Source organism: Mesorhizobium sp. NZP2234 (assembly GCF_013170765.1).
In the GTDB taxonomy this organism is placed as follows: Bacteria; Pseudomonadota; Alphaproteobacteria; order Rhizobiales; family Rhizobiaceae; genus Mesorhizobium; species Mesorhizobium loti_D.
Window position 1 is genome coordinate 3,628,634 of record NZ_CP033364.1, and the last position, 25,408, is coordinate 3,654,041.

General features: G+C 62.6%; 27 protein-coding genes. 14 read left to right on the plus strand and 13 right to left on the minus strand.

From position 1 onward, the window contains the following. Positions 1-87 precede the first annotated feature (87 nt). The 11 genes from EB230_RS17925 to EB230_RS17975 all read left to right on the plus strand — a co-directional run bounded on the left by EB230_RS17925 (position 88) and on the right by EB230_RS17975 (position 11,903). On the plus strand, positions 88-522 hold the full coding sequence (locus EB230_RS17925; RefSeq protein WP_172373472.1) for an EamA family transporter: 435 nt from the start codon (positions 88-90) through the stop codon (positions 520-522). After that, the gene (locus EB230_RS17930) at positions 519-1,526 is read left to right on the plus strand and encodes an NAD(P)-dependent oxidoreductase (protein WP_172373474.1); all 1,008 of its coding nucleotides are present in this window, start codon (positions 519-521) and stop codon (positions 1,524-1,526) included. The genes EB230_RS17925 and EB230_RS17930 overlap by 4 nt, the downstream gene beginning before the upstream one ends. Positions 1,527-1,629: 103 nt before the next feature. After that, positions 1,630-3,060, plus strand: coding sequence for an aspartate aminotransferase family protein (locus EB230_RS17935; RefSeq protein WP_172375111.1), 1,431 nt, complete (start codon positions 1,630-1,632; stop codon positions 3,058-3,060). A gap of 22 nt (positions 3,061-3,082) precedes the next feature. Further along, positions 3,083-4,315 (plus strand): DUF2029 domain-containing protein, encoded by a 1,233-nt coding sequence (locus EB230_RS17940; RefSeq protein ID WP_172373476.1) that lies wholly within the window; start codon positions 3,083-3,085, stop codon positions 4,313-4,315. Beyond that, positions 4,312-5,070, plus strand: coding sequence for an FkbM family methyltransferase (locus EB230_RS17945; RefSeq protein ID WP_172373478.1), 759 nt, complete (start codon positions 4,312-4,314; stop codon positions 5,068-5,070). Before EB230_RS17940 ends, EB230_RS17945 begins: the two co-directional genes overlap by 4 nt. A 150-nt stretch (positions 5,071-5,220) precedes the next feature. Further along, positions 5,221-7,782: an FAD-dependent oxidoreductase gene (locus tag EB230_RS17950; RefSeq protein WP_172373480.1), complete on the plus strand. Its 2,562-nt coding sequence runs from the start codon at positions 5,221-5,223 to the stop codon at positions 7,780-7,782. A 93-nt stretch (positions 7,783-7,875) separates the two neighbouring features. Continuing rightward, positions 7,876-8,724: a DUF1194 domain-containing protein gene (locus EB230_RS17955; RefSeq protein WP_172373482.1), complete on the plus strand. Its 849-nt coding sequence runs from the start codon at positions 7,876-7,878 to the stop codon at positions 8,722-8,724. Positions 8,725-8,814: 90 nt separating this feature from the next. Then, a complete protein-coding gene (locus EB230_RS17960; protein ID WP_172373488.1) occupies positions 8,815-9,156 on the plus strand; it encodes a peptidase inhibitor family I36 protein in 342 nt (113 codons plus the stop codon). A 138-nt stretch (positions 9,157-9,294) separates the two neighbouring features. Next, complete coding sequence (locus EB230_RS17965; RefSeq protein ID WP_056572593.1) at positions 9,295-10,245, plus strand: ABC transporter substrate-binding protein; 951 nt, start codon at positions 9,295-9,297, stop codon at positions 10,243-10,245. Positions 10,246-10,335: 90 nt separating this feature from the next. Then, on the plus strand, positions 10,336-11,109 hold the full coding sequence (locus EB230_RS17970) for an ABC transporter permease (protein WP_056572591.1): 774 nt from the start codon (positions 10,336-10,338) through the stop codon (positions 11,107-11,109). Then, complete coding sequence (locus tag EB230_RS17975) at positions 11,106-11,903, plus strand: ABC transporter ATP-binding protein (RefSeq protein WP_172373489.1); 798 nt, start codon at positions 11,106-11,108, stop codon at positions 11,901-11,903. Before EB230_RS17970 ends, EB230_RS17975 begins: the two co-directional genes overlap by 4 nt. A 5-nt stretch (positions 11,904-11,908) precedes the next feature. Here EB230_RS17975 and EB230_RS17980 read toward each other — a convergent pair whose 3' ends face one another. The 3 genes from EB230_RS17980 to EB230_RS17985 all read right to left on the minus strand — a co-directional run bounded on the left by EB230_RS17980 (position 11,909) and on the right by EB230_RS17985 (position 13,852). Further along, entirely contained in the window at positions 11,909-12,910 is a 1,002-nt protein-coding gene (locus tag EB230_RS17980) for a GlxA family transcriptional regulator (protein ID WP_056572589.1), read from the minus strand. A 280-nt stretch (positions 12,911-13,190) separates the two neighbouring features. Then, positions 13,191-13,325 carry a hypothetical protein gene (locus EB230_RS32995; protein WP_081295128.1) on the minus strand — a complete coding sequence of 45 codons (135 nt, stop codon included), beginning with the start codon at positions 13,323-13,325 and terminating at the stop codon, positions 13,191-13,193. A gap of 341 nt (positions 13,326-13,666) precedes the next feature. Next, a complete protein-coding gene (locus tag EB230_RS17985) occupies positions 13,667-13,852 on the minus strand; it encodes a hypothetical protein (protein WP_027061621.1) in 186 nt (61 codons plus the stop codon). Positions 13,853-14,074: 222 nt separating this feature from the next. Between EB230_RS17985 and EB230_RS17990 the strand changes: the two genes are divergently transcribed. Continuing rightward, positions 14,075-14,974 (plus strand): LysR substrate-binding domain-containing protein, encoded by a 900-nt coding sequence (locus EB230_RS17990; RefSeq protein WP_027043894.1) that lies wholly within the window; start codon positions 14,075-14,077, stop codon positions 14,972-14,974. A gap of 27 nt (positions 14,975-15,001) precedes the next feature. Here the strand turns inward: EB230_RS17990 and EB230_RS17995 are convergent, their stop codons facing one another. The 3 genes from EB230_RS17995 to EB230_RS18005 all read right to left on the minus strand — a co-directional run bounded on the left by EB230_RS17995 (position 15,002) and on the right by EB230_RS18005 (position 18,632). Further along, positions 15,002-15,955: an alpha/beta hydrolase gene (locus tag EB230_RS17995; RefSeq protein ID WP_172373490.1), complete on the minus strand. Its 954-nt coding sequence runs from the start codon at positions 15,953-15,955 to the stop codon at positions 15,002-15,004. Positions 15,956-16,187: 232 nt separating this feature from the next. Next, complete coding sequence (locus EB230_RS18000) at positions 16,188-16,373, minus strand: hypothetical protein (RefSeq protein WP_056573465.1); 186 nt, start codon at positions 16,371-16,373, stop codon at positions 16,188-16,190. Between the two features lie 189 nt (positions 16,374-16,562). Next, positions 16,563-18,632, minus strand: a complete 2,070-nt coding sequence (locus tag EB230_RS18005) for an ASKHA domain-containing protein (RefSeq protein ID WP_172373491.1) — start codon at positions 18,630-18,632, stop codon at positions 16,563-16,565. A 71-nt stretch (positions 18,633-18,703) separates the two neighbouring features. Between EB230_RS18005 and EB230_RS18010 the strand changes: the two genes are divergently transcribed. Then, a complete protein-coding gene (locus EB230_RS18010; RefSeq protein ID WP_172373492.1) occupies positions 18,704-18,898 on the plus strand; it encodes a hypothetical protein in 195 nt (64 codons plus the stop codon). Between the two features lie 79 nt (positions 18,899-18,977). Here EB230_RS18010 and EB230_RS18015 read toward each other — a convergent pair whose 3' ends face one another. The 6 genes from EB230_RS18015 to EB230_RS18040 all read right to left on the minus strand — a co-directional run bounded on the left by EB230_RS18015 (position 18,978) and on the right by EB230_RS18040 (position 23,664). Continuing rightward, positions 18,978-19,952 carry a methyltetrahydrofolate cobalamin methyltransferase gene (locus EB230_RS18015; RefSeq protein WP_056572581.1) on the minus strand — a complete coding sequence of 325 codons (975 nt, stop codon included), beginning with the start codon at positions 19,950-19,952 and terminating at the stop codon, positions 18,978-18,980. An 82-nt stretch (positions 19,953-20,034) separates the two neighbouring features. Beyond that, positions 20,035-21,126, minus strand: coding sequence for a methylenetetrahydrofolate reductase (locus EB230_RS18020; protein WP_056572579.1), 1,092 nt, complete (start codon positions 21,124-21,126; stop codon positions 20,035-20,037). Continuing rightward, complete coding sequence (locus EB230_RS18025; RefSeq protein ID WP_056572577.1) at positions 21,123-21,719, minus strand: methylenetetrahydrofolate reductase C-terminal domain-containing protein; 597 nt, start codon at positions 21,717-21,719, stop codon at positions 21,123-21,125. The genes EB230_RS18020 and EB230_RS18025 overlap by 4 nt, the downstream gene beginning before the upstream one ends. Then, positions 21,712-22,014, minus strand: a complete 303-nt coding sequence (locus tag EB230_RS18030) for a virulence factor (protein WP_056572575.1) — start codon at positions 22,012-22,014, stop codon at positions 21,712-21,714. The genes EB230_RS18025 and EB230_RS18030 overlap by 8 nt, the downstream gene beginning before the upstream one ends. Positions 22,015-22,218: 204 nt before the next feature. Beyond that, on the minus strand, positions 22,219-23,001 hold the full coding sequence (locus EB230_RS18035) for a formyl transferase (protein WP_172373494.1): 783 nt from the start codon (positions 22,999-23,001) through the stop codon (positions 22,219-22,221). An 87-nt stretch (positions 23,002-23,088) separates the two neighbouring features. Continuing rightward, complete coding sequence (locus EB230_RS18040) at positions 23,089-23,664, minus strand: DUF4893 domain-containing protein (protein ID WP_172373495.1); 576 nt, start codon at positions 23,662-23,664, stop codon at positions 23,089-23,091. 152 nt (positions 23,665-23,816) lie between these two features. Here EB230_RS18040 and EB230_RS18045 point away from each other — a divergent pair, with 152 nt between their 5' ends. After that, complete coding sequence (locus EB230_RS18045) at positions 23,817-24,740, plus strand: NAD(P)-dependent oxidoreductase (protein WP_056572571.1); 924 nt, start codon at positions 23,817-23,819, stop codon at positions 24,738-24,740. A 7-nt stretch (positions 24,741-24,747) separates the two neighbouring features. Here the strand turns inward: EB230_RS18045 and EB230_RS18050 are convergent, their stop codons facing one another. Beyond that, positions 24,748-25,377, minus strand: coding sequence for a DUF1638 domain-containing protein (locus EB230_RS18050; protein ID WP_172373496.1), 630 nt, complete (start codon positions 25,375-25,377; stop codon positions 24,748-24,750). Positions 25,378-25,408: the final 31 nt, after the last annotated feature.

Here is a 25,408-nt window from a genome sequence, read left to right on the forward strand (position 1 = left end):
TCGCTGAATTTACTCAAAACATTCTTGTGAGTTCACGATATCTTTTCAGGTTTGTATTAGTCGATGACACCGGGTGGGTGAGCTGGCATGAAATATATCGTCTTCATTCTCTTTACGGTCATGACCAATGCCGCCGCGCAGCTCATGCTGAAGCAAGGCATGATGTCGCTTGGGCCGATCTCGTTCGAAGGCGTCAATCCGCTCCTCAAGTTGCTGCAGATCGTCTTCAGCCCCTGGGTGTTCCTGGGCCTTTGCACCTTCGTGATTTCCATGGCTTCGCATCTTTACGTGCTGTCCAAGGTCGAGCTTTCCTTTGCCTATCCGTTCCTCAGCCTCGCCTATGTCGCTGTCGCCGTCTTCGCCTACTTCGTCTTTCGCGAAGACCTCAATGGCTGGCGCATCGCCGGCATCGCCTTCATCTGCGTCGGCACCGTGCTGATCGCCCAAAGCGGGCGAGGACATGAAGACCAGACCGCTTCCATCGCGCCCGACAAGATCCCTGCAAACGAGACCGTTCGATGAGACATGTGATTTTCGGCGGTGACGGCTTCGTCGGCCGTCACCTTGCCCCGAAGCTTGTGGCCGACGGCGAAGAGGTCGTCGTCGCCGACATCCTCAAAAGCGATCTGGCGCACTACCGCAATGTCGGCTTTGTCAAGTGCGACGTCACCGATCCGGCGTCGGTCGCCGCTGTCGGGCTCAAGGCCGACGACATGGTCTACAATCTGTCGGCCAAGATGCTGTCGCCGATCCAGGTGCGGGCCAAGCGGCACGACTTCTTCTTCCCGGTCAATTTCCACGGCACCGAGCACATCATGCAGGCCATGGACAGGGCTGGTACGCCAAAACTCGTTCACTACACGACCGATATGATCTACGGACACACGGTCACACAGCCCATGACCGAGGAGCATCCCGTCGCGCCGCTCGGCGAATATGGCTGGTCGAAGCAGAAGACCGAGGAGCTCGCCGCCGAATGGCGCAAGCGCGGCATGTCGATCTCGTTGTTCCGGCCGCGCCTGATCATCGGCCCCGGGCGGCTCGGCATATTGGAGAAACTGTTCAAGCTGATCGACTGGAGCCTTCCGGTGCCGATGATCGGCTCGGGCAAAAACCCCTATCAGTTCATCTCTGTGTTCGATTGCGCGGAAGCTGCGCGGGCCGCCTGGAAGGCCGGCGTGCCCAACGAGGCCTACAATCTGGGCTCACTCAATCCGCCACCGGTGAAGAAATTGCTCGGCGACCTGATCCGGCATGCCGGTTCGAAGTCGATCCTGATCCCGACACCGGGCTGGGCGGTCAAGCGCACGCTCGATCTGCTCGACCTCGTGAACATGCCGATCATGGACCCGGAGCAATATCTGATCGCCGACGAGGAATGCGTGCTTGACGTGTCCAAGGCCGAGCGCCAGCTCGGCTGGGTGCCGCAATATCGCGACGAGGACATGCTGATCGCCGCCTACAGCGAATACCGCGCCAAGAAGGCCGGGCACGCCGTCGCCACCAAACATGTGCCGGCCGAATAGGCGGCTCGCCAAACAGTTTTATGGCGCACGACGCTGGTCGTAGCGCGGACAGGAGATTGAAATGACCGTCATGGCCAAGCCTGAACACACGAATGCGCGTACCATGGTCAATGCGCCGGCGCTGTCGCCCGCCACCATCGCCAAGCCCGATCTGATCAGCGTCGAGCAGGCCAAGGCGATGGATGTCGCCCGCATGACCGACCTGTTCAAGGCGCATCTCAATCCCGGCCAGCTGCATTTCATGAAGCTGCTCGGCTTCCACAAGATCAAGATCGAGCGCGCCGAAGGCATGTTCTACATCGACCAGAACGGCCGCAAGATCCTCGATTTCTTTGGCGGCTTCGGCTCGCTGGCCTTCGGCCACAACCATCCGCGCCTGCTTGAGGCGCGCAAAAAGTTCCAGGAGGAAAAGCGCCAGGAGATCGCGATCGCCTTCATGTCGCAATATGCGGCGGCGCTGGCGCACAACATCGCCAAGTGTTCGCCCGGCGATCTCGACATGGTGTTTCTGGGTTCGTCCGGCTCGGAAGCGATGGAAGCGGCGGTAAAGCTCGCCGAGCGCGCCGCCGGCCCGAAGCGGCCGAAAATCGTCTATGCCGAGAATTCCTTCCACGGCAAGACCAAGGGCGTGCTTGGCATCACCGACGGCCAGCTCTACCGCGCCGACTTCAGGATGGCGGACAATACGGTGCGCATCCCCTTCGGCGACATCGAGGCGGTCGAGCGGCTGTTCCGCTCCGATCCCGAGGTCGGCGTCATCGTGCTTGAAACCATCCAGGGCGGTGGCGGCATCATCCAGGCAGAGGCGGAATACTGGCAGAAGCTGCGCGCCCTGTGCGACCAGCATGGCGTGCTGTGGGTGGCCGACGAAGTGCAGTGCGGCTATGGCCGTTCGGGCCGCTTCTATGCCTTCGAGCATTACGGCGTCGTGCCGGATGTGACGGCGCTCGCCAAGTCGCTCGGTGGCGGCAAGGCGGCGGTCGGCGCGATGATCGCCAGGCGCGAAATCTACATGAAGGCCTATGGCACGCCGAAGACCGCGATGATCCATGCCATGGCGACTTTCGGCGGCATGGGCGAGGCCTGCGTCACCTCGATCGAGGCGCTCAACGTGCTCTATGACGAGGGGCTGATCGACAACGCTGCTGTCACCGGCGATTATCTGCTGCAGCGGCTGCAGGCGCTCAAGGACAAATACCCGAAGATCATCAAGGATGTGCGCGGCAAGGGCCTTATGGTCGGCCTGGAGTTCCACGACTTCTCGCAGACCTTGCCGATGGTGCTCAGGCCCATCGTCAGCGTGCTCGACGACAAGCTGAAGGGTTCACTGTCGGGTTTTGTCGGCGCGCTTTTGCTGCGCGACTACGACGTGCTCGTTGCCTTCACCGAATACAACCGCAACGTCATCAGGCTCGAACCGCCGCTGATCTGCCGGCGCGAACATGTCGACCGCTTCGTCGATGCCTTCGACAGCCTGCTGTCACGCGGCATCGTGTCGATCGTGAAGGACTTCGTCAAAAGCCAAGTTCGCTAAGAAAAGCTCATTGGGCAGAACGATGCTGACCAAGTCTCCCGCTGCGAAAACCCCGCTCGACCGGCTCACCGAGACCGGTCTGGCCTGGGGCGAGGGGACCTATGCGCGGCTGGCCGCACCGATCGGCGCGGCGGCTTTCGCGCTCTATATCGTTCTGACCGCGTTCACGGCCTGGGTGATGCCCGACGCCAATTGGGACATGCTGCCTTACCTCGCAATATCCGAGGAAGGCACCTATCCCGATCCGCAGGCGCTGCATGATTATGCCTACAGCACGGTCAAAGCGGGTGTTTCGGCCGCCGATTACAAAACGCTCACCGATGATGGCGGCGGCTTCCGCAGCCACATGACGGAGAATGCCGCCGACTTCCATTCGCTGCTCGGCATGTATCGGATCAAGTTCCTCTACGCCGAGATGCTGTCGACGCTGAGCGCGGTGATGTCGCCGGTCGAGGCGATGCACCTCGTGCAGGTGTTTTCGGTGCTGCTGTTCGGCGCGATCGTGCTGCACTGGCTGCGCTGGGAAAAGGCCCTGGCCTTGGCACCGCTGATCGGCGCGGTGCTGATCATGGCTGACTTCGGCGATGCGGCGCGTGCCTCGACGCCGGACCTGCTCACGTCGGCGCTGCTGCTCGGCGGGCTCTACGCCTATGTCAGGGGCCGCGAGGCGGCGACTGCGATCATGCTTTTCCTCGCCTTCATGGTACGACCGGACAATATTGTGTTCCTTGCCATTTTCGCGGTGCTGCTGGTCGCCTTCCGGCAGCGGGCATGGGGTGCGTTGGCCGGGTTCGCCGCGTCCTTCGTTGCCTATTTCGCCATTTCGCACTGGGCCCATCATCCCGGCTGGTGGCCGCATCTGTGGTTCTCCAGCATCGAACAGCGCTACAATATGGACGGGTTCGAGCCGGCGTTCTCGGTCACCGCCTATCTCAGGGCATTTGCGACGTCGCTGCTGCGCGCCGTCAACCTGAACAGCTGGGTCGGTGTCTCCCTACTGGCGCTGGCCGGCTGGTTTGCCGCCGGCCGTGCCGGCTTTCGCCTCGAGCGACGTGCCGGCATCCTGTTCGCGGCGCTGGTGCTCGGTGCGCTGGCGAAGTTCACGGTCTTCCCGATCCACGACACGCGCATCTATTTCCCGCATCTGATCCCGCCCTTCCTGCTGCTGGCGGCGCCCTTCATGGCGCTGTGGGCGGCATCGGTTCGAGGCCAACACCGCGCGGCCTTGCACGTCATTCCCGGAGACAAGCCATGAGTTCGCTATCCAGCCTGGCGCGCATCGCCTTGTCGCTCGGTCTTCCCTCCGGCCTGCTCGATCGCGGGCCGTCGCTGCGCGGCACGAAATTCCTCGCCAGGGCGGCGCTGAAGGCGCGCTTCGGTGGGGCAGGGCGGCCGTTCCAGATGGTCAATGTCGGTGCCTGCGACGGCGCGCTGTTCGACGATGTCACGCCGTGGTTGCACAGGATTGCCGGTGCCCGCGCCATGCTGGTCGAGCCGATCCCGTACAATCAGAAGCGGCTGCGCGCCAACTATCCCGACACGGACCGCTTCATCATCGAGCCGGTGGCCGTCACAAAAACCAGGGGCACGATCACCGTCCACACTTTCGACGCGGCCGCCCTCGAGGCCGGCACGCTGCCGATCGAGTTCATCGGCTGCTCGTCGGTCACCGACACCAATCTGATGTCGGGCAAGAATGCCTGGGGCGAGGCGGACGCCAACTTCAACAAATTCGCGCCGCACCTCAGGGACATCGAGGTGCCGTCGGAAACCTTGCAGACGCTGCTCGACCGCAACGGCATCAGCCATATCGACGCCTTCCTCGTCGATTGCGAGGGCGCCGACTGGATGGTCTTCGAACAGCTCGACCTCAAGCGTTATCGCCCGGGCATGATCAAGGTGGAGGTCGGTGCATTGCCGGCGGCCGAAATCGGCCAGGTCGTGGTCAGGCTGAAGACCGCCGGCTATCAGGTCGGCTTCCAGGCCGAAGACATCTGGGCCTTCGCCTGACAGGTCGCGATTTCTCCTGATCCATATCGGGTCGCGCCGCACCTGCAGCGTGTCGCAAACAGGCGGTAGCGCCGTGCCTGTCGTCTGCATATTGTGCGCCGATCAAACGGGCGCCGAAGCTGCCCGCATTAGCATCTGGAGTCGCGGGCAATGGCAGAGTTTCCGAAAAAGGCGAAGGTCGTCATCATTGGCCTCGGCGGTATTGTCGGCGCGTCGATCGCCCATCACCTGATCGAGCGTGGCTGGACAGATATTGTCGGCATCGACAAATCGGGCATCCCGACCGACATCGGTTCGACCGCGCACGCTTCCGATTTCTGCTACACCACCAGCCATGATTTCCTGTCCTGCTGGACCACGCTTTACTCCATCGATTTCTACGAGAAGATGGGCCACTACGCCCGCATCGGCGGCCTTGAAGTGGCCCGTGTCGGCGACGACGGCCGCATGGACGAGATCAAGCGCAAGATCGCGTCGGCGAAAGCGTTCGGCACACGCGCCCGCCTGATCGAACCGGCCGAGATCAAGGAAAAGTTCCCGCTGATCGAACAGGAGATGGTCCAGGGCGGCCTCTGGGATCCGGACGCCGGCCTCGTCATTCCGCGCTCGCAGACCGTTGCCGGCAAGCTGGTCGACCAGGCGGAGGCGTCGGGCAAGCTGAAATCCTTCGCCAACACGCCGGCCAAGTCGCTCGTGGTCAAGGACGGCCGCATCAGCGCCGTGGTGACAGACCGCGGCACCATCGAGGCCGACTATGTCATCGTCTGTGCCGGCATCTGGGGCAGGCTGATCGCGGAAATGGTCGGCGAGGACCTGCCGGTCATGCCGATCGACCATCCGCTGACCTTCTTCGGGCCGTACAATGAGTTCGCCGGCACCGGCAAGGAGATCGGCTGGCCGCTGCTGCGCGACCAGGGCAACTCGGCCTATATGCGTGACACCGGCGATCCCAAGACCGCCGAAGGCGGGCAGATCGAATGGGGCTACTACGAAGAGACCAACCCGCGCCTTTGTCATCCGCGCGACCTGCTGGAGAAGGACCAGGCCCGCCTTTCGCCGTCGCAGCGCGATCTCGACATGGAGCAGATCCTGGCGCCGCTCGAGCGCGCCATGGAGTTGACGCCGATCCTGGGCGAACTCGGCTACAATGAAAGCCATTCCTTCAACGGCCTGCTGCAGGTGACGGCCGATGGCGGCCCGTCGATGGGCGAGAGCCAGAAGGTGAGGGGCCTGTGGTATGCCGTCGCCATCTGGGTCAAGGACGGGCCCGGCATGGGCAAGCTGATCGCCGACTGGATGACCGACGGCCGCACCGCGGTCGATCATCACGCCATCGACTATGCGCGCTTCTATCCGCACCAGACCAAGGAGCAGTTCATCTGGGACCGTTGCACCGAGACGGCGATGAAGGTCTACAATCCCGCGGTGCATCCGCGCGAACCGTTCTCCAAGGGCCGCAACATCAGGCGTTCGCCGTTCTGGGAGCGCGAGAAGGAACTCGGCGGCTACTTCATGGAACTAGGCGGCTGGGAGCGCGCCCATGGCTATGCCGCCAACGAGCATCTTCTCGAGAAGTACGGCAACCGGGTGCCGGTGCGCGAGAACGAGTGGGACAACCGCCATTTCTGGCGCGTCTCGAACGCCGAGCATCTGGCGATGAGCGAGGATTGCGGCATCGTCAATCTCTCGCATTTCTCCATGTATGACGTCGAAGGGCCCGACCATGTCGCGCTGCTGGAATGGCTGTGCGCGGCCAAGATCGGCGGCGACAACAACATCGGCAAGGGCATCTATACCCACTTCCTCGACGAGGAAGGCATGGTGCGCGCCGACTTCACCGTCATCCGCATGGCCGATCGCTGCCGTTTGATCGACGGCGCCGACGCCGGCCCGCGCGACTTCCGCTACATGCAGCGGACCGCGCAGGACAAGGGTTTTGACGTCACCATCACCGATGTGACGGAAAAGTACGTCACCATCGGCATCTGGGGGCCGAATGCCCGCGCGACCCTGCAGAAGGTGGTCGAGACTCCGGACGGGCTCTCCGTTGAAAATTTCCCCTTCGCCGCGATCAAGCCGATCCGGATCGGCGGCAAGGATGTCACCGCTTTCCGCATCTCCTATGTCGGCGAGCAGGGTTGGGAACTGCACATGCGCTATGAGGACGGGCTGGCCGTCTGGGACGCGCTGCGCACGACCGGCGTCATGCCGTTCGGCGTCGAGACCTATGCCAATACGCGCCGCATGGAAAAGAGCCTGCGGCTGCAGAACGCCGACCTTCTGACCGAGTACAATCTGCTCGAAGCCGATCTCGCGCGCCCGAAGGTCAAGGAGAATGATTTCTGCGGCAAGGCCAAGCACCTGGAGTATCGTGCCCGCGAACACCAGCCGGCGACTTTGTGCACGTTGGTGATGACCGAAAACACCGATTCGAAAGGTGTGGCGCGCTATCCCGTGGGCATCATGCCGGTGCTCGATCCCGCTACCGGCGAGACGCTGGTCGACGAACTCGGCCGCCGCTCCTTTACCACATCGGTCGCCTATGGCCCGACCATCGGCAAGAACATCGCGCTCGCCTACCTGCCGCATTCGTATGCGCAGGAAGGCCGCAAGCTCAAGGTGGAATATTTTGGCGAGACCTACCCGGTCGAAGTCGCCGGCGTTGGCTACAAGCCACTCTACGATCCGGAGAACCTCAAGCCGCGCAGTTGATCGGCTGATCGAGAGAAAGACCGATCGCAAAAGCCTGGCCTTTGGCCGGGCTTTTGTCTTTTTAACAGCGCCGTTTTGGCTTACCCTTCCGGCATGTCTGCTTTCCCGTACGCAAGACATCTCATTTCCGGCTGCGCCGCGCTGGCGCTGATGCTCTGGCCGGCCCGGGGATCCCGCGCGGACGAGCCGGTCGATGTGGAGCTGGTGCTGGCGGTGGATGTCTCGCTGTCCATGTCGGCCGATGAGCTCGAGATTCAGCGTCACGGCTACGCGGCGGCCCTGACGCATGACAATGTGCTGCAGGCAATCGCCGATGGCGCCTATGGCAAGATCGCCGTCACCTATGTGGAATGGGCCGGCACCACATGGCAACGCGTCATCGTGCCGTGGACTGTCATCGCCAACCGCGCCGATGCCGAGCGAGTGGTGGCGCAATTGTCCGCCCAGCCGCCCAACAGCGCGCGCCGCACCTCGATATCCGGCGCGCTGGAGTTCGGCAGCGATCTTTTCGCCGAAAGCGGCTACCAGGGAACAAGGCGGGTCATCGATATTTCGGGCGACGGACCCAACAATCAGGGTGCGCCGGTCAATCTCACCCGCGACGGGGTGGTCAGGCAAGGCATCGTCATCAACGGCCTGCCGCTGATGACCCGAGGCGGATTTTCGGGCGCCTATGACGTCAGTGATCTCGACCGTTACTACAGCGACTGCGTCATAGGCGGCCCCGGTGCCTTCATGATCCCGGTCAACGACTGGACGCAATTTCCCGAAGCCATCCGTCGCAAGCTGGTGCTGGAACTCGCCGGTCCGGCGTCACCGCAATGGGCGGCGGCGGAGGCGGACCATCCGCCAGTGGTGCTGGCGCAGGACAAGCCGGCCGCCGACTGCCAGATCGGCGAGAAAATGTGGCGCAACCGCAGCTGGATGCTGGACAGTCGCTAGGCCTGGGCGATGGCGCGGCAGGCATTGGCAAAACGGCCGCGCCGCGCTATCCAGCAGGTGGGGGCCGCGGTCGAAACCGAGGAAGATCAGATGAAACGTCTAGCCATTCTGACAGCTGTCGCGTCCGTGCTTTTTGCCGGCGGCGCCAGCGCCCAGTACAATGACCAGCCCGCCTGCGTCATGTTCGAGCATGTGAATTTTCGCGGGCGGTCGATCGAAATGGGCCCCGACGATTCGGTGAATTTTCGTCGTGGCCAGTTCTGGAACGACCGCGTGTCGTCGGTGTTCGTTCGCCGGGGCTGCACACTTGTGGCCTATGAGGATACGAATATGGGAGGTCAATCGATCGAGATCAGGCGCAGGGCCCGCGAGTTGGGCGGCGACTGGAACGATCGCATCTCGTCGGCCGAGTGCTATTGCGACGGCTATTGAGAGCGGCAGGGCTTCAGCCCTGTCGAGCGTCGGCGACGGGGCGTGCCTGCCGGCAGGCCGCCAAACACGTTCCTGTTGATTGACAAGCCGATTGGCGTCAGTGAACAATTCCCCCAGAGAAACAAAAGGGGAACTCATATGAACAGGACCACCATTTTTGCCGCCACTTTGACGCTTGCCGCTGGCCTCTCCGCCCCGGTGATGGCCGCCACATCGGTCACCATCGGCATCAGCGGCTGGACCGGCTTCGCACCGCTGACGCTTGCCAAGCAGGCGGGCCTCTTTGAGAAGCACGGCCTCGACGTGACCTTGAAGAAGGTGCCTCAGGCCAGCCGGCCGCTTGCCATCGCCAGCGGCGACCTGCAATGCGCCGCCACCACGGTCGAAACCTGGCTGGTGTGGAACGCCAGTGGGGTGACCACCAAGCAGATCTTCCAGCTCGACAAATCCTATGGCGCCGACGGCATTGTCGTGCGCAACGACATCAAGACCGTCGCCGATCTCAAGGGCAAGAACGTCGCCTCCTCGGCGCCGGGCACGTCGCCCTATTTCCTGCTCGCCTGGGTGCTGAACAAGAACGGCATGTCGACCAAGGACGTCACGGTCGTCAATCTGGAGCCGGACGCGGCGGCGCAGGCCTTCCTTGCTGGCCAGAACGATGCGGCGGTCACCTATGAGCCGTTCATCTCGGCCGTGCGCGACAAGGCCGACCAGGGCCACATACTGGCGACCACGCTCGACTACCCGATGGTGCTCGACACGGTCGGCTGCACGCCCGAATTCCTCAAGGCCAATCCCGACGCCGCCAAGGCGCTCGCCGACAGCTATTTCGAGGCGCTCGACCTGATCAAGAGCGACCCGCAGAAATCCTACGAGATCATGGGCGCCGACGTGAAGCAGTCAGCCAAGGAATTCGAGGATTCGGCGAAATACCTGAAATGGGCCGACAAGGCCGAAAACAAGCAGTTCTTCACCAAGGAATTCCAGGATTTTTCCAAGACCGCCGGCGAGCTGCTGCTGCAGATGGGGCTGATCAAGGAGGCCCCTGATGTCGCTACGCTGGCCGATACCAGCGCGGTGGCGAACTGATATTTTCGGCCTTTGCCCCGTCACGGCGGCGCCTGGCGCCGCCGTTCTCTCCTCGGCACGTGACAATTTGAAGATGGGGACGATGTGAAGATGCGGCCGTTGCATCCAGTTTCGCCGGGCCTGCGAACCGTGCTCGGCGTTTCCTTCTTCGTGCTGTTCATCGCGTTCTGGGGCTGGATCACGCTTGGCGGTCACGTCAACCGGATTTTCCTCGCCGATCCGCTGTCGATGCTCCGGGACGGCTGGCGGCTGCTTGTCGAGGACCGTTTCTGGCTCGACATACTGATCACCATCTGGCGGGTCTTTGGCGGTTTTGTACTGGCGTCGGTCGTGGCCGTACCGCTCGGCATCGCCATGGGGGCATGGAAGCCCGTGGAAGCCTTCCTGGAGCCCTTTGTCTCCTTTGCCCGCTATCTGCCGGCCTCGGCCTTCATTCCGCTGCTCATCCTGTGGGCCGGCATTGGTGAGCTGGAAAAGCTGCTGGTCATCTTCGTCGGCTCAGTGTTCCAGATCATCCTGATCATCGCCGTCAAGGTGGGTTCGACGCGGCGCGACCTTGTCGAGGCCGCCTATACGCTTGGCTCGACGAACAACAGCATCGTCAGGCGGGTGATCATGCCGGCCAATGCGCCTGAAATCGCCGAGACGCTGCGGCTGGTGCTCGGCTGGGCGTGGACCTATGTCATTGTCGCCGAACTGATCGGTTCGTCCTCCGGTATCGGCTACATGATCATCAATAGCCAGTCGCGCCTGGCGACCGGGCAGATCATTTTCGGCATCATCGTCATCGGACTGATTGGGCTGTTGTCCGATTTCGCCTTCAAAGCGTTCAACCGCTGGCTCTTTCCATGGAGCCTGGCTTGAGCAAGCTTCTCATAGAGGGCGCTTCGCGCACCTTTGCCGGCGTGCGCGGCGGACAGCCGGTCAAGGCTCTGATGCCGATCGACCTGGCGGTCGCCGCCAATGACTTCATCACCATCCTTGGTCCGTCCGGCTGCGGAAAATCGACACTGCTCAGGATCGTCGCCGGCCTCGAGGCGCCTAGCGAGGGCCGCGTGCTGCTCCACGGCAAGGCGGTGGCCCGGCCGGGGCCGGATCGCGGCATGGTCTTCCAGTCCTACACATTGTTTCCGTGGCTGACGGTCGCCGAAAACATCGCCTTTGGCCTGCGCGAACGCGGCATGGCTGAAAAGGAGCGGGACGGAGTGGTTGCGTCCTATGTCGATCTCGTCGGCCTGAAGGGGTTCGAGAACCATTGGCCGAAGCAGCTCTCCGGCGGCATGCAGCAGCGCACGGCGATCGCCCGCGCGCTTGCCAACGATCCGGAGATCCTGCTGCTGGACGAGCCGTTCGGAGCGCTGGACAACCAGACACGCGGGCTGATGCAGGAGCTCCTGCTCGGCATATGGGAGCGGCGCAAGAAGACGGTGCTGTTCGTCACGCATGACATCGAGGAGGCGATCTTCATGGCCTCGCGCGTCATCGTGATGACGGCGCGGCCAGGCCGCATCAAGTCGGATGTCGCCATCGACCTGCCGCATCCACGCCATTACACGCTCAAGACCAGTCCGGAGTTCTCGGCACTGAAGGCGCGGCTGACCGAGGACATCCGCGTCGAGGCGATGCGGACGGCGCAGGGCCAGCCGGCGAAGGCTTGACCCGGTCAGGCCGCCAGCAGCTGCTTGCGGTCGACGCGCTCCTGCTGCGGCGAGCGGGCGTAGAGCTCGCGGTAGCATTTAGAGAAGTGCGAGGCCGAGACGAAGCCACAGGCGACCGCCACCTCGACCACCGGCAACGAGGACTGGATCAACAGGTGCCTGGCGCGGTCGAGCCGGATTTCCAGGTAGTAGCGGGCAGGGGAGCGGCCCATCTCGGTGCGAAACAGGCGTTCGATCTGGCGGCGCGACAGATCGACATGGTCGGCGATCTCGATCAGCGACAACGGCTCGGAGAGGTTCGCCTCCATCAATTCGATGATGGTCAGCACTTTCGAGTTCTGCACGCCAAGGCGAGCCCGCAGCGGCAGGCGCTGGCGGTCGGTCGGGCTGCGCACACGGTCGGTCAGCACCTGCTCGCAGACGCGATTGACGAGGCTCTCGTCGAAGTCGTCGCCGATCAGCTTCAGCATCATGTCAAGCGCGGCTGTGCCGCCGGCGCAAGTGTAGATGTTCTGATCGATCTCGAAGAGGTCGGCAAAGACATTGGCCTTCGGAAACGCCTCGGAGAAGCCCGGCAGGTTCTCCCAATGGATGGCGCAGCGCTTGTTGGACAGCAGGCCAGCGGCGGCGAGGATATGTGCCCCGGTGCACAGGCCGCCGACGGCGACGCCGCGATTGTACTCTTCGCGCAGCCAGGCGAAGGCCGACTTGTTCTGGTAACGCTCGACATTGATGCCGCTGCAGACGATGGCCATGTTGGGCCGATCGGGGCCGGCCATCTTCTTGCGCTCGTCCTCCAGCGAGGTGTTGACCGCGCATTCGACGCCGTTCGAGGCACGCACCGGCTTGCCATCGATGCTGGCGAGGCGCCAGCGATAGGCTTCGTAGCCGAGCATGCGGTTGGCGGAGCGTAGCGGGTCGAGCGCGGTCGCAAAAGCGATCATGGTGAAATCGGGGATAAGGAAGAACACAAACGATCGCTTGATCGGATGCTTGACGGCGTTCACGGGAACCTCATCTGGCCATGACGCGAACAGGATGTCGCGAATAGCATAGCGACATCAGGAAAAATCATGCTTGTCAATCGGCTACGCCGCCTGGGCAAGATTAAATTTGCGACATGGGTCGCAAATGGGCAATTGCTTTGCGGCGATGCCCCCGGGCGCGGCAGCAACTGTCCAAACGACAGGCAAAACGCGCAAAGACGAACAAAAACGCCGCCGTGGCCGGAGCCAGGCGGCGTTACAGTCTTGAAGCAGCGGCAGGGAAGCGCTGCCTGGAAAAATGTCAGGCGACGAAGCCGAGGCGCGCCGCAGCCATCGCGCCAGTCTGGCCAGGCATGGTGTTGGCAAGGCGCTGACGCTCGAGAGCGGTGGTCAGGTTCATTTCGCGGCGGGCAAAGAGGCGTGAAAAAAGCTTCATGATCATCTCCAATCGGTTGCTCAGACGGGTCGCCTTCGCTTGATGGAGTGGGGCAGCTCGTTTGCTGGCGCTGATATAGGCTTGTGTGAGCAAAAACTAAATCGCAAAAGCGAAGCGCTTGATATGAAATGCGACACCGAATGCGACAAATTTGGGCAAGCTGCCTGAAATTTGCGATTATTTACAGAGTGTTAGTTTGAAGTCCGCGCCGCTATGCGGCTTGCTCATATGCGCCATGCAGCGCTCGCATGGCTTCGAAACTCATTTGAATGCAAATAAGATAGAGAAGGCCTGCCGGGCTGGGTCCGCGCGGCAGGCCTTCAGCGCTTGATACACACGATCTACTTTGCTCCAGCCCAGGATCCGATGCCGTTGCGAATACCGGTCTTGGTGTCGGATGCCTCAGGCCAGCCGATATCCTTCTGCAGTTCGATCGGCAGGGAACGGATGGCGCGTTCGGTCTGGTAGCGGGCGCGGGCCGCGCTGAATTCGGTCGCGATGCGGCCGAGGGACGACAGGATAGACATTTTCATTTCTCCTTGCGCGCCTGGCAGGGATGCCAGGGGCGACTGCTAAGTCAGGTTTGTTTCAGCTTCATTTCGTGTCGATTGCAGGTCTGTGTCGTGGTCGTTTCATGGCTGCTTGTGGCAGCATCCTCAATCGATGCAGTTGACTATGCCCCCGATCTGATGTTCAATCAAACGAAATGGAATGATGCTTTGTATCAGAAAAATTGAAGGCTGATCGCCATGAACGCCCCGCTTAATCATCCGCTGCCACTGCTCGATCTCGACGTTTTGCGCACTTTCGTGGCCATTGCCGAGACCGGCAGCTTCACCACCGCCGCCAATGCCGTCTTTCGTACACCCTCGGCGGTGTCGATGCAGATCAAGAAGCTGGAGGACATTCTTGGCCGCTCGGTGTTCGCGCGCGACGCCCGCTCGGTATCGCTGACCACGGACGGCGAGATGCTGCTCGGCTATGCCCGCCGGCTGCTGTCGATCAACCGCGAGGTGGTGTCGAAATTCATCATTCCCGAGATTGTCGGTGTGGTGCGGCTCGGCTCGCCGGATGATTATGGCGAGCGCGTGCTGCCGCATGTGCTGAAGCGCTTCGCGCAGTCGCACCCCTCGATCGCCGTCGATGTCACCATAGACCAGAGCAGCAATCTGCGCCGGCGCATGGACGACCGCGCGCTCGACATCACGCTTCTGACCAACTCCTACAAGACCAGCGCGCTCGGCGCCGAGGTGCTTTTGACCGAACCGATCGTGTGGGCCGGCGCCAAGGGCGGCTGCGCACATCTGCGCGAACCGTTGCCGGTGTCGCTGTGGGAGGAGGGCTGCGCCTGGCGGGCCGGCGCGCTCGATGCGCTGGGGCGCGAGGGCCGCAATTATCGCGTCGCCTATATGAGCGCGCACACGGCTGGCCAGCGTGCCGCGATCATGGCCGACCTCGCGGTCGCGCCGTTGCCGCGATCATTCCTCGGCAACGACATGGTCGAACTCTGCCCGAAGGACGGCATGCCTGATATCGGCACCTACAATCTTGCCATGGTGGTGGCTCCGGACGCCAGCGCGCCTGTCAAGGCCGTCGCCGACCACATCCGTGCGACGTTCGAAGTGTTCCGGGAAACCGGCAAGTTCTGATCCGCCGCCGGATCGAAAGGACAAGCGTTACTCCGCCGCCTCGGCGGAGGGCGCCTCCAACCCTGTTTTCATGTCTTGCCTGACCGGTGAGCGGCTCTCGCTGAGGAACGCAACGATGTGCTGGCGAGCGCGTCGTGATTCCGGCATGTCGATCAGCGGCCAGACGTGGAACATGCCTTCCTCATGGACGACATCGACCTCGACGCCGGCTGCCCGCGCCTTTTCGGCGAAGATCAGATTGTCTGGGGTCAAAAGATCACGCGAGCCCGTCAGCATCAGTGTTTTCGGCAGCACCGAGAGATCGCCGTAGACCGGGCTGATATGCCAGTCGCAGCGGTCCATGCCGGCACTGTACATCCGGATCGCCTCGAGGCCGCCCGGGATGCCGAGCCAGGGGTCGTTGCGCTCCGCCTCGAACAGGTCGGGATTGGAAAGCGACATGTCGAGCCCGGGCGAAATCAGGACATGACGCGACGGCAAGGGCAGGGCCTCTTCGGCAGCCATCATGGTCAGCACTACGGCCATGTTGCCGCCGGCGGAATCGCCCATGAAGATGATGTCCTCCGGTTCCGACTCGTCGAGCATCTGACGATAGACATCGCCGACCATGCCGAACATGGCGTGGAAATCGTGTTCCGGGGCGATGGGATAGATCGGCACGGTGATGCCGTAGCCCAGCCGGTCGGCCATCTCGGCGATCAGATGCCAGTGGTAGGGTGTGATTTCAAAGACATAGGCACCGCCATGCAGGTAGAGGATCCGCCTATGCTCTCCGGCTCTGGGGGCAATTTCGTAGACCGGGAAGCCGTCCACGGTACGTGTCTCGATGTCGAAGCGCTGGTGCAGCGAGGCCGGCGGATGGTGATCCTCGGTCTTGCGCGCGGCGGCGATCCAGCGCTGCAGGTTCTCAGGGCTGGAAAACGCCTTCTTGCGGCTGTGCCTGAGCACGAAGGAAACGACGTGGCTTTTCAAACTTGGCATGCGGATACACGAACTTCGGCTGCAGCCGACTAAGAGAATTCCCCCTCTCTTGCGAAGATCGTGCGTTGGCCAAGAATGTCAAGATTTACGCTGTCTCCACACGCCGGTGTGATGCGCGCTCCGTGTCAGCGGCGCGGCAAAAGCGCCACGCGCAGCCGGTTGCTGGTTCGGGCCGGGGATGTGCGAGACCCCCGGCGCATGCCGAGCAGTTTGCATTTGTCGGCGAAGGTCATCAGCGCGGCGTGCCCAGAAGCAGCGACGTGAGCGCGGCCTGTGGATCGCTCGGCGGCGAGGCCGGCCAGCCAATATCCTTCTGGACATGCGCCGGCAGGCTGTTCAGCGCACGGATCGCCTTGTTCCTGGCATGGGTCTGCCTGATGGTCACACCGAAGCGGCCAAGATTTTCGAACATCGACATTTTCATCTCCCTTGAAGGACGACGGCAGCCGAGGATCGTCCCTGGCCGTCGTTCGATGTCCGCTAAATGCGCTCGTTATGTATCGGATGGATTTCGCGAAAACAGCGTTTCGGTTTCCGGATCGGTTCGATCCGGAAACATTTGCATGCAAATGACTTTGAAGGTTGAAACGCCTTGCGGAAGTCGCGTCTATTCGCGGCCGCGTCGTGCAGCGTGGCCTTCGCGCGAGCGCCGGCGCGGGGTGGCGTCGCCGGCGACACCATCCTCGCTGACCGTCTTGCGTGGCGGCAGTTTCACCGCCGCCGACAATTTCGGGAACGGATCGACCTTGTTGGGCAGCGCCATGGCGTAGACGAAATGCTCCTGGAATTTCGGCTCCAGGGCAGTCTCGATCTTCTCGATCTGGCTTACCGTCTCCTCGATCTCGCGGCGATAGCCGCGGTTCAAGAGCGCCATGCGCGCACCGGCGCCGGCGGCGTTGCCGACGGCCGAGACCTTGTCGAGGTCGCAATCGGGGATCAGGCCCAGCACCATGGCGTATTTCGGATCGATGAAGGAGCCGAAAGCACCGGCGAAGTGGATGCGGTCGACGTGCTCGGTGTTCTGCTTTTCCATCAGCAGCTTGGTGCCGGCGTAAAGGGCGGCCTTGGCGAGCTGGATGGCGCGCACGTCGGTCTGGGTGATGGTGATCTTTGGTTCGCCTTCCTTCAGCACGTAGGAGAAGGTTCGGCCGTTGGCGGCGACCCGGGGCGAGCGCAGGCTGAGCGATCCGTCGACGACGCCATCCTCGGAAATAATGCCGGCGAGATACATCTCCGCCACGATCTCGATGATGCCGGAACCGCAAATGCCGGTAACGCCCGTTGCCTGCACGCTGTCGAGGAAGCCTGGCTCGTCGGACCACAGTTCGGAGCCGATGACGCGGTATTTGGGCTCCAGCGTTTCGGGGTCGATGCGCACGCGCTCGATGGCGCCGGGCGCGGCACGCTGGCCGCCGGAGATTTCGGCACCCTCGAAAGCGGGGCCGGTGGGAGATGAAGCAGCCACGACCCGCGCACGGTTGCCGAGCACGATCTCGGCGTTGGTGCCGACGTCGACGATCAGCATCATCTCGTCCTGGCGATGCGGGCCTTCCGACAGCGTGACCGCCGCCGCGTCAGCGCCGACATGGCCGGCGATGCAAGGCAACATGTAAAGGCGCGCGCCCTGGTTGAGCTTGAGGCCGACATCGGAGGCCTTGATGCGCACCGCACCCGAGACGGCGAGCGCGAAGGGGGCGCCGCCGAGTTCGGTCGGATCGATGCCGAGGAACAGATGGTGCATGATCGGATTGCCGACGAAGACGGAATCCAGGATGTCGTTGCGCTGGACATTGCCTTCCGCGCAGACCTTGTCGACGAGGCTGGAGATCGCCTCGCGCACGGCCACCGTCATGCCTTCGCGGCCATCCGGGTTCATCATCACATAGGAGACCCGGCTCATCAGATCCTCGCCGAAGCGGATCTGCGGGTTCGACGTGCCGGACGAAGCGGCGACACGCCCCGAGAGCAGCGACACCAGATGCATGGCGATGGTGGTCGAGCCGATGTCGCAGGCCAGGCCATAGGCCTCGTTCTTGAGGCCCGGCCACAGCGCGATGACGCGTGCGATGTCGCTGTCGGCATCCTTGTGGATGGCGGCGGTGGCGGTCCAGTTGCCCTTGCGCAATATGCCCTGCACCTGCGGGAGCAGGTAGAAATCGAATTCGAGGTTTTTAAAGCCCCAATCCTTCATCAGCGCGATCTTCAGCCGGTCGAGGTCGCCGAGCGGCTTGTGCATGTCGGGCTCTTCGATCTCGACATAGCACATGCGGATCGCCGTATCGCGGGCGATCACCCTGGTATCGGCATCCTTGCGGATGGTCTGGGCATTGATGACGGTATCCTGCGGTACGTCGATGACGAGGTCGCCGAGGATCTGCGCCGAGCAGGACAGGCGGCGCCGTTCGGGCAAGCCGCGCACGCGCTCATAGCGCTCTTCCTTGGGTCCCTTGGGCGAAATGTGATCGTTGGAGGAGACAATCTTGTGCTTGGCGAAATTGCCTTCCTGCACCTCGATCTGGCAACGCCCGCACGTGGCGCGGCCGCCGCATACGCTTTCGACATAGACGCCGAGCTGGCGCGCGGCATCCAGCACCGGCGTGCCGACGGGAAACCGGCCGCGCTTGCCCGACGGCATGAACAGCACGAGCGGATCGGTGATGTTGGCGGGAGAATTCATGCTTGCACGTGTCTCGGTAAGAATTGTCGATACCGTTTAACGGATCGTCTCAGGATTGGGCGGAATGTCTGATGGTCCAGAGACCGATCATGTCGGATCTCCTGCTTGCCGGCATATTCACCGCCTTCACCATGGTGCGGCTGCTCAAGGGCCCATGGCCGCGCATTTCGCAATGCCTGGCCACCGGATTCACAGGCGGCGTGACCGGTATATTCGGATCGTGGACGGGAATGACGTTGTTCGACGCCATACCGGGCATCGCCTGAACGCAAAGCAGACGCGTCCGACCGCATCAATGATGCGATCGGTTCAGCGTGGTTTGCAGTTCGGTTCACGATTGCGCGCTTATCCCCTGGCCATCCGGGCTTCACGGCCACCGCGCCGGCGTCCGCCATTGCCGCCGCCTTCGCCGGGAGCATTGACCTGCGTCGGCGCCGCAACCGCCTGGCCGCCTTCGGCGGGCTTGTAGTCCTTGTAGGTCCTGATCCAGTTGGTGCAGTTCTCGTCGGTGCCGTTCAACACATTGGCGCCGCGCACGGCTTCCATTTCCTGCGGTCGCACCGGGTTCATGATCGCCGAGGTCATGCCGGCGCCGATCACCATCGGGATGAAGGCGGCGTTGATGCCATGGCGATGCGGCAGGCCGAAGGAGATGTTGGACAGGCCGCAGGTGGTGTTGACCTTGAGCTCTTCGCGCAGGCGGCGCAGCAGCGCGAAGACCTGGCGGCCAGCGTCGCCTAGCGCACCGATCGGCATGACCAGCGGGTCGACGACGACGTCGTGCGCCGGGATGCCGAAATCGGCGCAGCGCTGCACGATCTTCTTGGCGACGGCGAAGCGCACGTCCGGATCCATCGAAATGCCGGTCTCGTCATTGGAGATGGCGACGACCGGGACGTTGTATTTCTTGATCAAAGGCAGGATGGCCTCGAGCTTCTCTTCCTCGCCGGTGACGGAGTTGACCAGCGGGCGGCCCTTGGCGACCTTGAGTGCCGCCTCGATCGCGGCAGTGACCGAGCTGTCGATCGACAGCGGCAGGTCGACGAGACCCTGCACGATCTCCAGCGTCTGCACCAGCAGCGCTGGTTCGGTCGCGTTGGGGTCGACCGCGGTGACGCCGGCATTGACGTCGAGCATGGTGGCGCCGCAGGCGGCCTGCTCCAGCGCGTCCTTGATGACGGTCTCGAAATTGCCAGCCACCATCTCGGCGGCGAGCTTCTTGCGGCCGGTCGGGTTGATGCGCTCGCCAATCACGCAGAAGGGCTGGTCGAAGCCGATGATGATTTCTCGTGTCGCCGAGGCAACGATGGTCCGGGTCATGAAATCTCTCCGTCGTGATATAAAGAGTTCTTTATATCGTTATCTCTTTTCGATCAAGCGAATGCTCGTGCTCCGTGCAGGATCAGTGCGCGGTCTTCACCATATCCACCTGGGTTTCGGTAATCTCGTCATGCAGGATGTGGTCCAGCCGATCGGCAACCATCTGGTCGTCGCGACGGATTTCGCGCTTCCAGGGCTGGCGGCCCTTGAGCACGCCGGATTCATCGACGATCTCGGCGACATATTCCTCCTGGCGGTAGGCCATCACATGGATGCCCGAAATACCGGGGATTTCCTTCACCTCGTTGATGATGTCGATGCAGAGCTGCTTGCCTTCCTTCTTCTGGTCCTGGGCACCCTCCAGCCGCTTGATGACGGCGTCCGGGATATGGATACCCGGCACGTTGGAGCGGATCCACTTGGCGGTCTTGGCCGAGGCCAGGGGGCCGACGCCGCACAGGACGAACACCTTCTCGGTATGGCCGAGGTCGCGCGCCTTCTGCATGAATGTCCTGAACATCGGCACGTCGAAACAATACTGCGTTTGCACGAACTGCGCCCCGGCGGCGATCTTCTTGCCAAGATGGATCGGGCGGAAATCGAAGGGCGGCGCGAACGGGTTGACGGCAGCGCCCAGGAAGACCTGCGGCGGCGTCGTCAGCTTGCGGCCGGACAGGAACTTGCCGTTGTCGCGCATGATGCGGACGGTTTCGAGCAGCGACATGGAATCGAGGTCGAACACCGGCTTGGCGCCGGGCTGGTCGCCGGCCTGCACGCCATCGCCGGTCAGGCACAGCATGTTGGCGACACCCATGGCGGCGCCGCCCAGCACGTCGCCCTGGATGGCGATGCGGTTCTTGTCGCGGCAGGCGATCTGCATGATCGGGGCATAGCCCATGCGGGTCAGAAGCGCGCAGATGCCGACCGAGGACATGTGGCAGTTGGCGCCCGAGGCATCGACGGCATTGATGGCGTCGACCCAGCCATCGAAAATCTTCGCCCTGTTGTAGACGTCCTCGGGATCGGCGCTGTCCGGGGGATTGAGCTCGGTCGTCACCGCGAATTCACCGCGCCGCAGCACGCGCTCCAGCCGGCCGCGGGACGAGTGGCCGGGCAGGGGATCGAGCGGCAAGTGAATGCCGGCCGGGTTTTCGTCGCGCTGGCGAGCGGTCATGCGGCGGCTCCGGTCTTTGGCGCGGCAGCGGCTTCACGGGCTGCCGCCGCCTGCGCGGTGACCCGCAGCCAGGCCGACGTTTCGCGCAACGACTGGTCGACCGGCTTCTGCACGGCCAGGATCTTGTCCGAGTTGACCATGTTCTGCGAACCTTCCCAGGCCTTGACCCAGACGCAGGGCATATCGGGCTCGACCTCGCAATTGCCGTTGGCACGCACGCCGCCGCAGGGACCGTTGCGCAGTTGCTTGGGGCAGTTCATCGGGCATGACATGCCGGTCGAGGACAGGATGCACTGGCCGCACATGCGGCAGTCGAACATAAAGCCTTTGACGCGCTTCTCGACGAATTTGATCGGGGCCTCGACGCGACCGTAGCCTATGCCCTTCCACAGGGGGTGCAGGAGCAGAAACATGTCGGCGAAACGGGAATAGAACCATTCGAGCAGGCGCGAATGCCGGATCGACCACAGCCTCACCGCGAAAGAACGCTGCACGCGCCGCTGCGGCGACACGTCGGCCGGCTTGTAGTCGGATTTCGGCGCTGCCTTCTTGACCAGGGTGGCCTGGGTAACCGCCGGGTTCGTCTCAGACATTTTCTTTCCCGCCCGCCTTGACCAGAGCGACGAGCCGCTCGCGGTCGTATTTCGCATCGAGCTCCTGAAAAGCCTTTTCGACCTCGGCTTCGAGGTCGTCGCCAACCGGGACCGGATCGGCCTTGCGCCATTCGGCCAGATAGTCGTCGGTGCCGCCGGCGCCGGTGCGCATGGCGCACATGTCAATGGCCTCGGTGAAGCGCAGCGGCAGCTCACGCTTGGCGTTCTGCCGGCCCTTCTTGACGATGACCTGGGCAGGGATGTCGCGCCAGTAGACGACGATAAGATCGGCCATGAATTCTCGCTCCTCGAACTATCGAGCATTGCCGCATGCGCAATGGGCCCGCTTGTTATGGGACGACGCGCGCGCATTCAAAAGCGACGCATTTCAATGTCGTAAAATGAAAGGTGTCTTTATTCGTTTGCGACGCGCACCGGCGGCGGGTTCGGCATGCCGAAAAAGCCGTCCTGCCTTATGCGGTGCCGGGCTGAAAAGACCCTACCAGATTCCGGTTCTGAGGCCGGTCCAGACGTAGAACCAGATCGTCGGGTGATACCATTGTTTCGAAGGCAGGCCCGGGTCGATCGTCGTGAGTTTTCCGGCCAGTGCATCGCGCACGGCCTCGACGCAGATGTCGCGCGAGAACGCCGCCTGGCGCAGTGCGTGAGTTGAGATGGTGTCGCCTTTTTTCGGTTTGCCACGCGCCTGCCTCAGCACGCCGCCAGTGTCGACGCCAGCATCGACGAGATGGACAGTCGTGCCGAAATTCTGCGCGTCACCTGATACCAGAGCCCAATAGCCGCCATTCATGCCGCGATATTTTGGCGTGATGCCCGCATGGTAGTTGAGCACCGGGCAGGGCATCTTGCTCAGCATCCCGGCCGAAATCAGCCGGCAACCGTTGAGCAGCACGACGCCTGGCTGGATCTTCTGGATCGCCTGCAGGCACTCGGGCCCATTGGCCGAAGTCACGTGGATGATCTCCTGGCCCGGTCGCGGCTCGACCTCCAGTTTCTCCTCCGCGATCAATCGCGCGCCATGGCTGGCGAGAATCCGCTTGCCCAACCTGCTCAGCACCATCGTGCCAAGCTGGCCCATGGCCGAGATCCAGCCCTGGCGCCGAGCCCGGCCACGCAGCAATTGCTTTTTGGATTCAGGGATTTCGAGGATGACGCTGACAGGACCTACGCGATCGGCGATTGCGTTGATCATGGCCCAGACATGCTGGCCGCCGCCGGTCACGACGACGATCGGCGCGCTCGTTGCTCCCGATGAAGACATTGCCCGTTTTCCTGCCTTGCATGCGGCCGGCTGCCGCGTGCTGGCCGGATTTTGTGCCGGAAGGGGGTTAAATCTTGATGACCACGCTCAGCGCTTGAACTCGATGATGTCGAGCTTCGATTCGTAGTGGGGTGCGGGAAGTTCGATGCGCCATTCGCCGGCGCCGGTGCGGAAGGCATAGCCGACCTGGTCGGTCTGCGGGCCGCTGCCGTAAGGTTTGGCCCGATCGTTGTTGACGGAGGCGGAGCCGAGATAGATGGCGCGTTTCTCGTTGTCGTCGAAGAAGCGGCCTTGGGTTCGCTGGGACCCGCTGATCTTTTCCAGCCGCCAGCCGGAGCCGTCGTCGGTCACCTTGCACTTGAACCAGCCATAGATGACGAGCGGGCTCAACCCGCCTGCCTTGATGGTGCGGCACTTCCAATTGCCGGTCAGGTCCTTGTCGGAGAACGAGACCAGCGGCTTCGCCAGCAAGGCATCGAGCTGTTTGACCTCGGCCGGATTGCCCGCCTTCGCCTCGGCAAGCGCCGCCTTGCGCGTCTCGCCATACTTGTCGAGACGGGTCTTGTCGGCAGGCGTGATCAGCTTCTGCACCTCGCCGTCGGCAAGGGTTGGCAAGGTGCAACAGAGCAGGCCGATGGCCGCAAGCAGTGGGCGAAGGATCATCTGGAACTCCCCGTGTCTCTAAAATGGCGTTTGAAAATGGCAGTTAATGTCCGGAGCGGCGCCTCTGCCGGCTGATGGCTGACTTTACCGGGTCGCTCGCGCCTGTCATCCGTGCTTAACAGCGTCACCGTCAAAAATCATGGTGGGGGCGCATGCGAATCTTGCTCACGGGATCGTCGGGTTGGCTGGGCGGCACCCTGGCGCCGCGCTTGCGCGCGCTTGGTCATGAGGTGATTGGCCTCGACCCTGTTCCATCGGTCGAAACGCGGATGATCGGCTCGATCGCCGATCGTGACATGGTCATGCGGGCGGTCAGGGATAATGGTATCGAAGCCATCATCCACAGCGGCGCGCTGCACAAGCCCAACATAGAGAGCCGCGCCAACAGCGATTTCGTCGCCACCAATGTGCAGGGCACGCTCAACCTGCTCGACGCGGCGGTGGCGACCGGCGTCGAGCGCTTTGTGTTCACCTCGACAACATCGCTGATGATCTCGCAGGCGATACGCGACGGCTTCAAGGGTGGCGCGCGCAAGGCGGCGTGGCTAACCGAAGCGATGTCGCCGGAGCCGCGCAATATCTATGGCGTCACCAAGCTCTCGGCCGAACATCTTTGCCGCCTCTATCATCTTGAGCACGGCCTGCCGGTGGTCGTCCTGCGCACGGCCCGCTTCTTTCCCGAAGCCGATGACATGGCGCATGCGATCGAACAATCGGATGCCAACACCAAGGCGAACGAATTGCTGTTCCGGCGGTTGACGGTGGAAGATGCGGCCGAGGCCCATGTCGCCGCGCTGGAGAAGGCGCCACAGCTTGGCTTCGATGTTTTCATCGTCTGTGCGCCGACACCGTTCCAACCTGATGATTGCGCGGCATTGATCAGGGATGCGCCGTCGGTGGTCGCGCGGTATTTCCCGGACTTCGCGGCGCTCTACGCGCGCAAGGGCTGGACGATGTTTTCCTCCATCGACAGGGTCTATGACGCGTCGCGGGCGAGGGACAGGCTGGGTTTTGTCTGCAGGACGAGCTTTACCGATGTGCTGGCGGCGTTAAGGGCTGAGAACGGGCCAGGTTAGATTGCGCTCAGGTGACCTTCGCCGCCTGCGCCATTCCCGCGGTCAGGTCGCCATAACCGGTCGCGCGCCGCTCATAGGCGAGGCCAAGCAGTGCGGCGGCCTTTTCCGCGACCTTGTCGAGTTCAGGATCATCGGTCTGGGCGAGATAGATCAGCTTCTCGTAGTTGCCGAAATAGTCCTTGATCAGCTCCGGATGCTTGTCGAGGCCCAGCGGCTTCATGAAGAAGGCATCGAACTGGCGGCAGAGGAAATCCGTCATGTAGAAGGACATCATGTCGTCGTCGGCAACCTTGGCATAGGCTTCCATGCCTTGATAGAAGGCGAAGCAATGCGGGCCGGCCATGCGCGCGACGCCATGCTTCTCGATGACGCGGTCGAGCAGGCCACCGGTGCCGCAATCGGCATAGCCGACGAAGATGTGCTCGTAACCCTCCGCCCTGGCCTTGCCGATCGCCTTGTCCATGGCGGGCGCGATACGGTCGGGATAGAAGTGAAACTCCGCCGGCAGGCAGGTCAGGTCAAGGTGATCCAGCCCGAGCTGTTCCTTGACGGCCAATACCTCGCGCGCAATCATTCCGCAGGCGATGACGAGCAGCCTGTGTGTCTGATTCGGTTTCGTTTTTTGCGTCTTGACCAAGTCGAGCCGGCTTTCGCTGCGGGGCTAATTT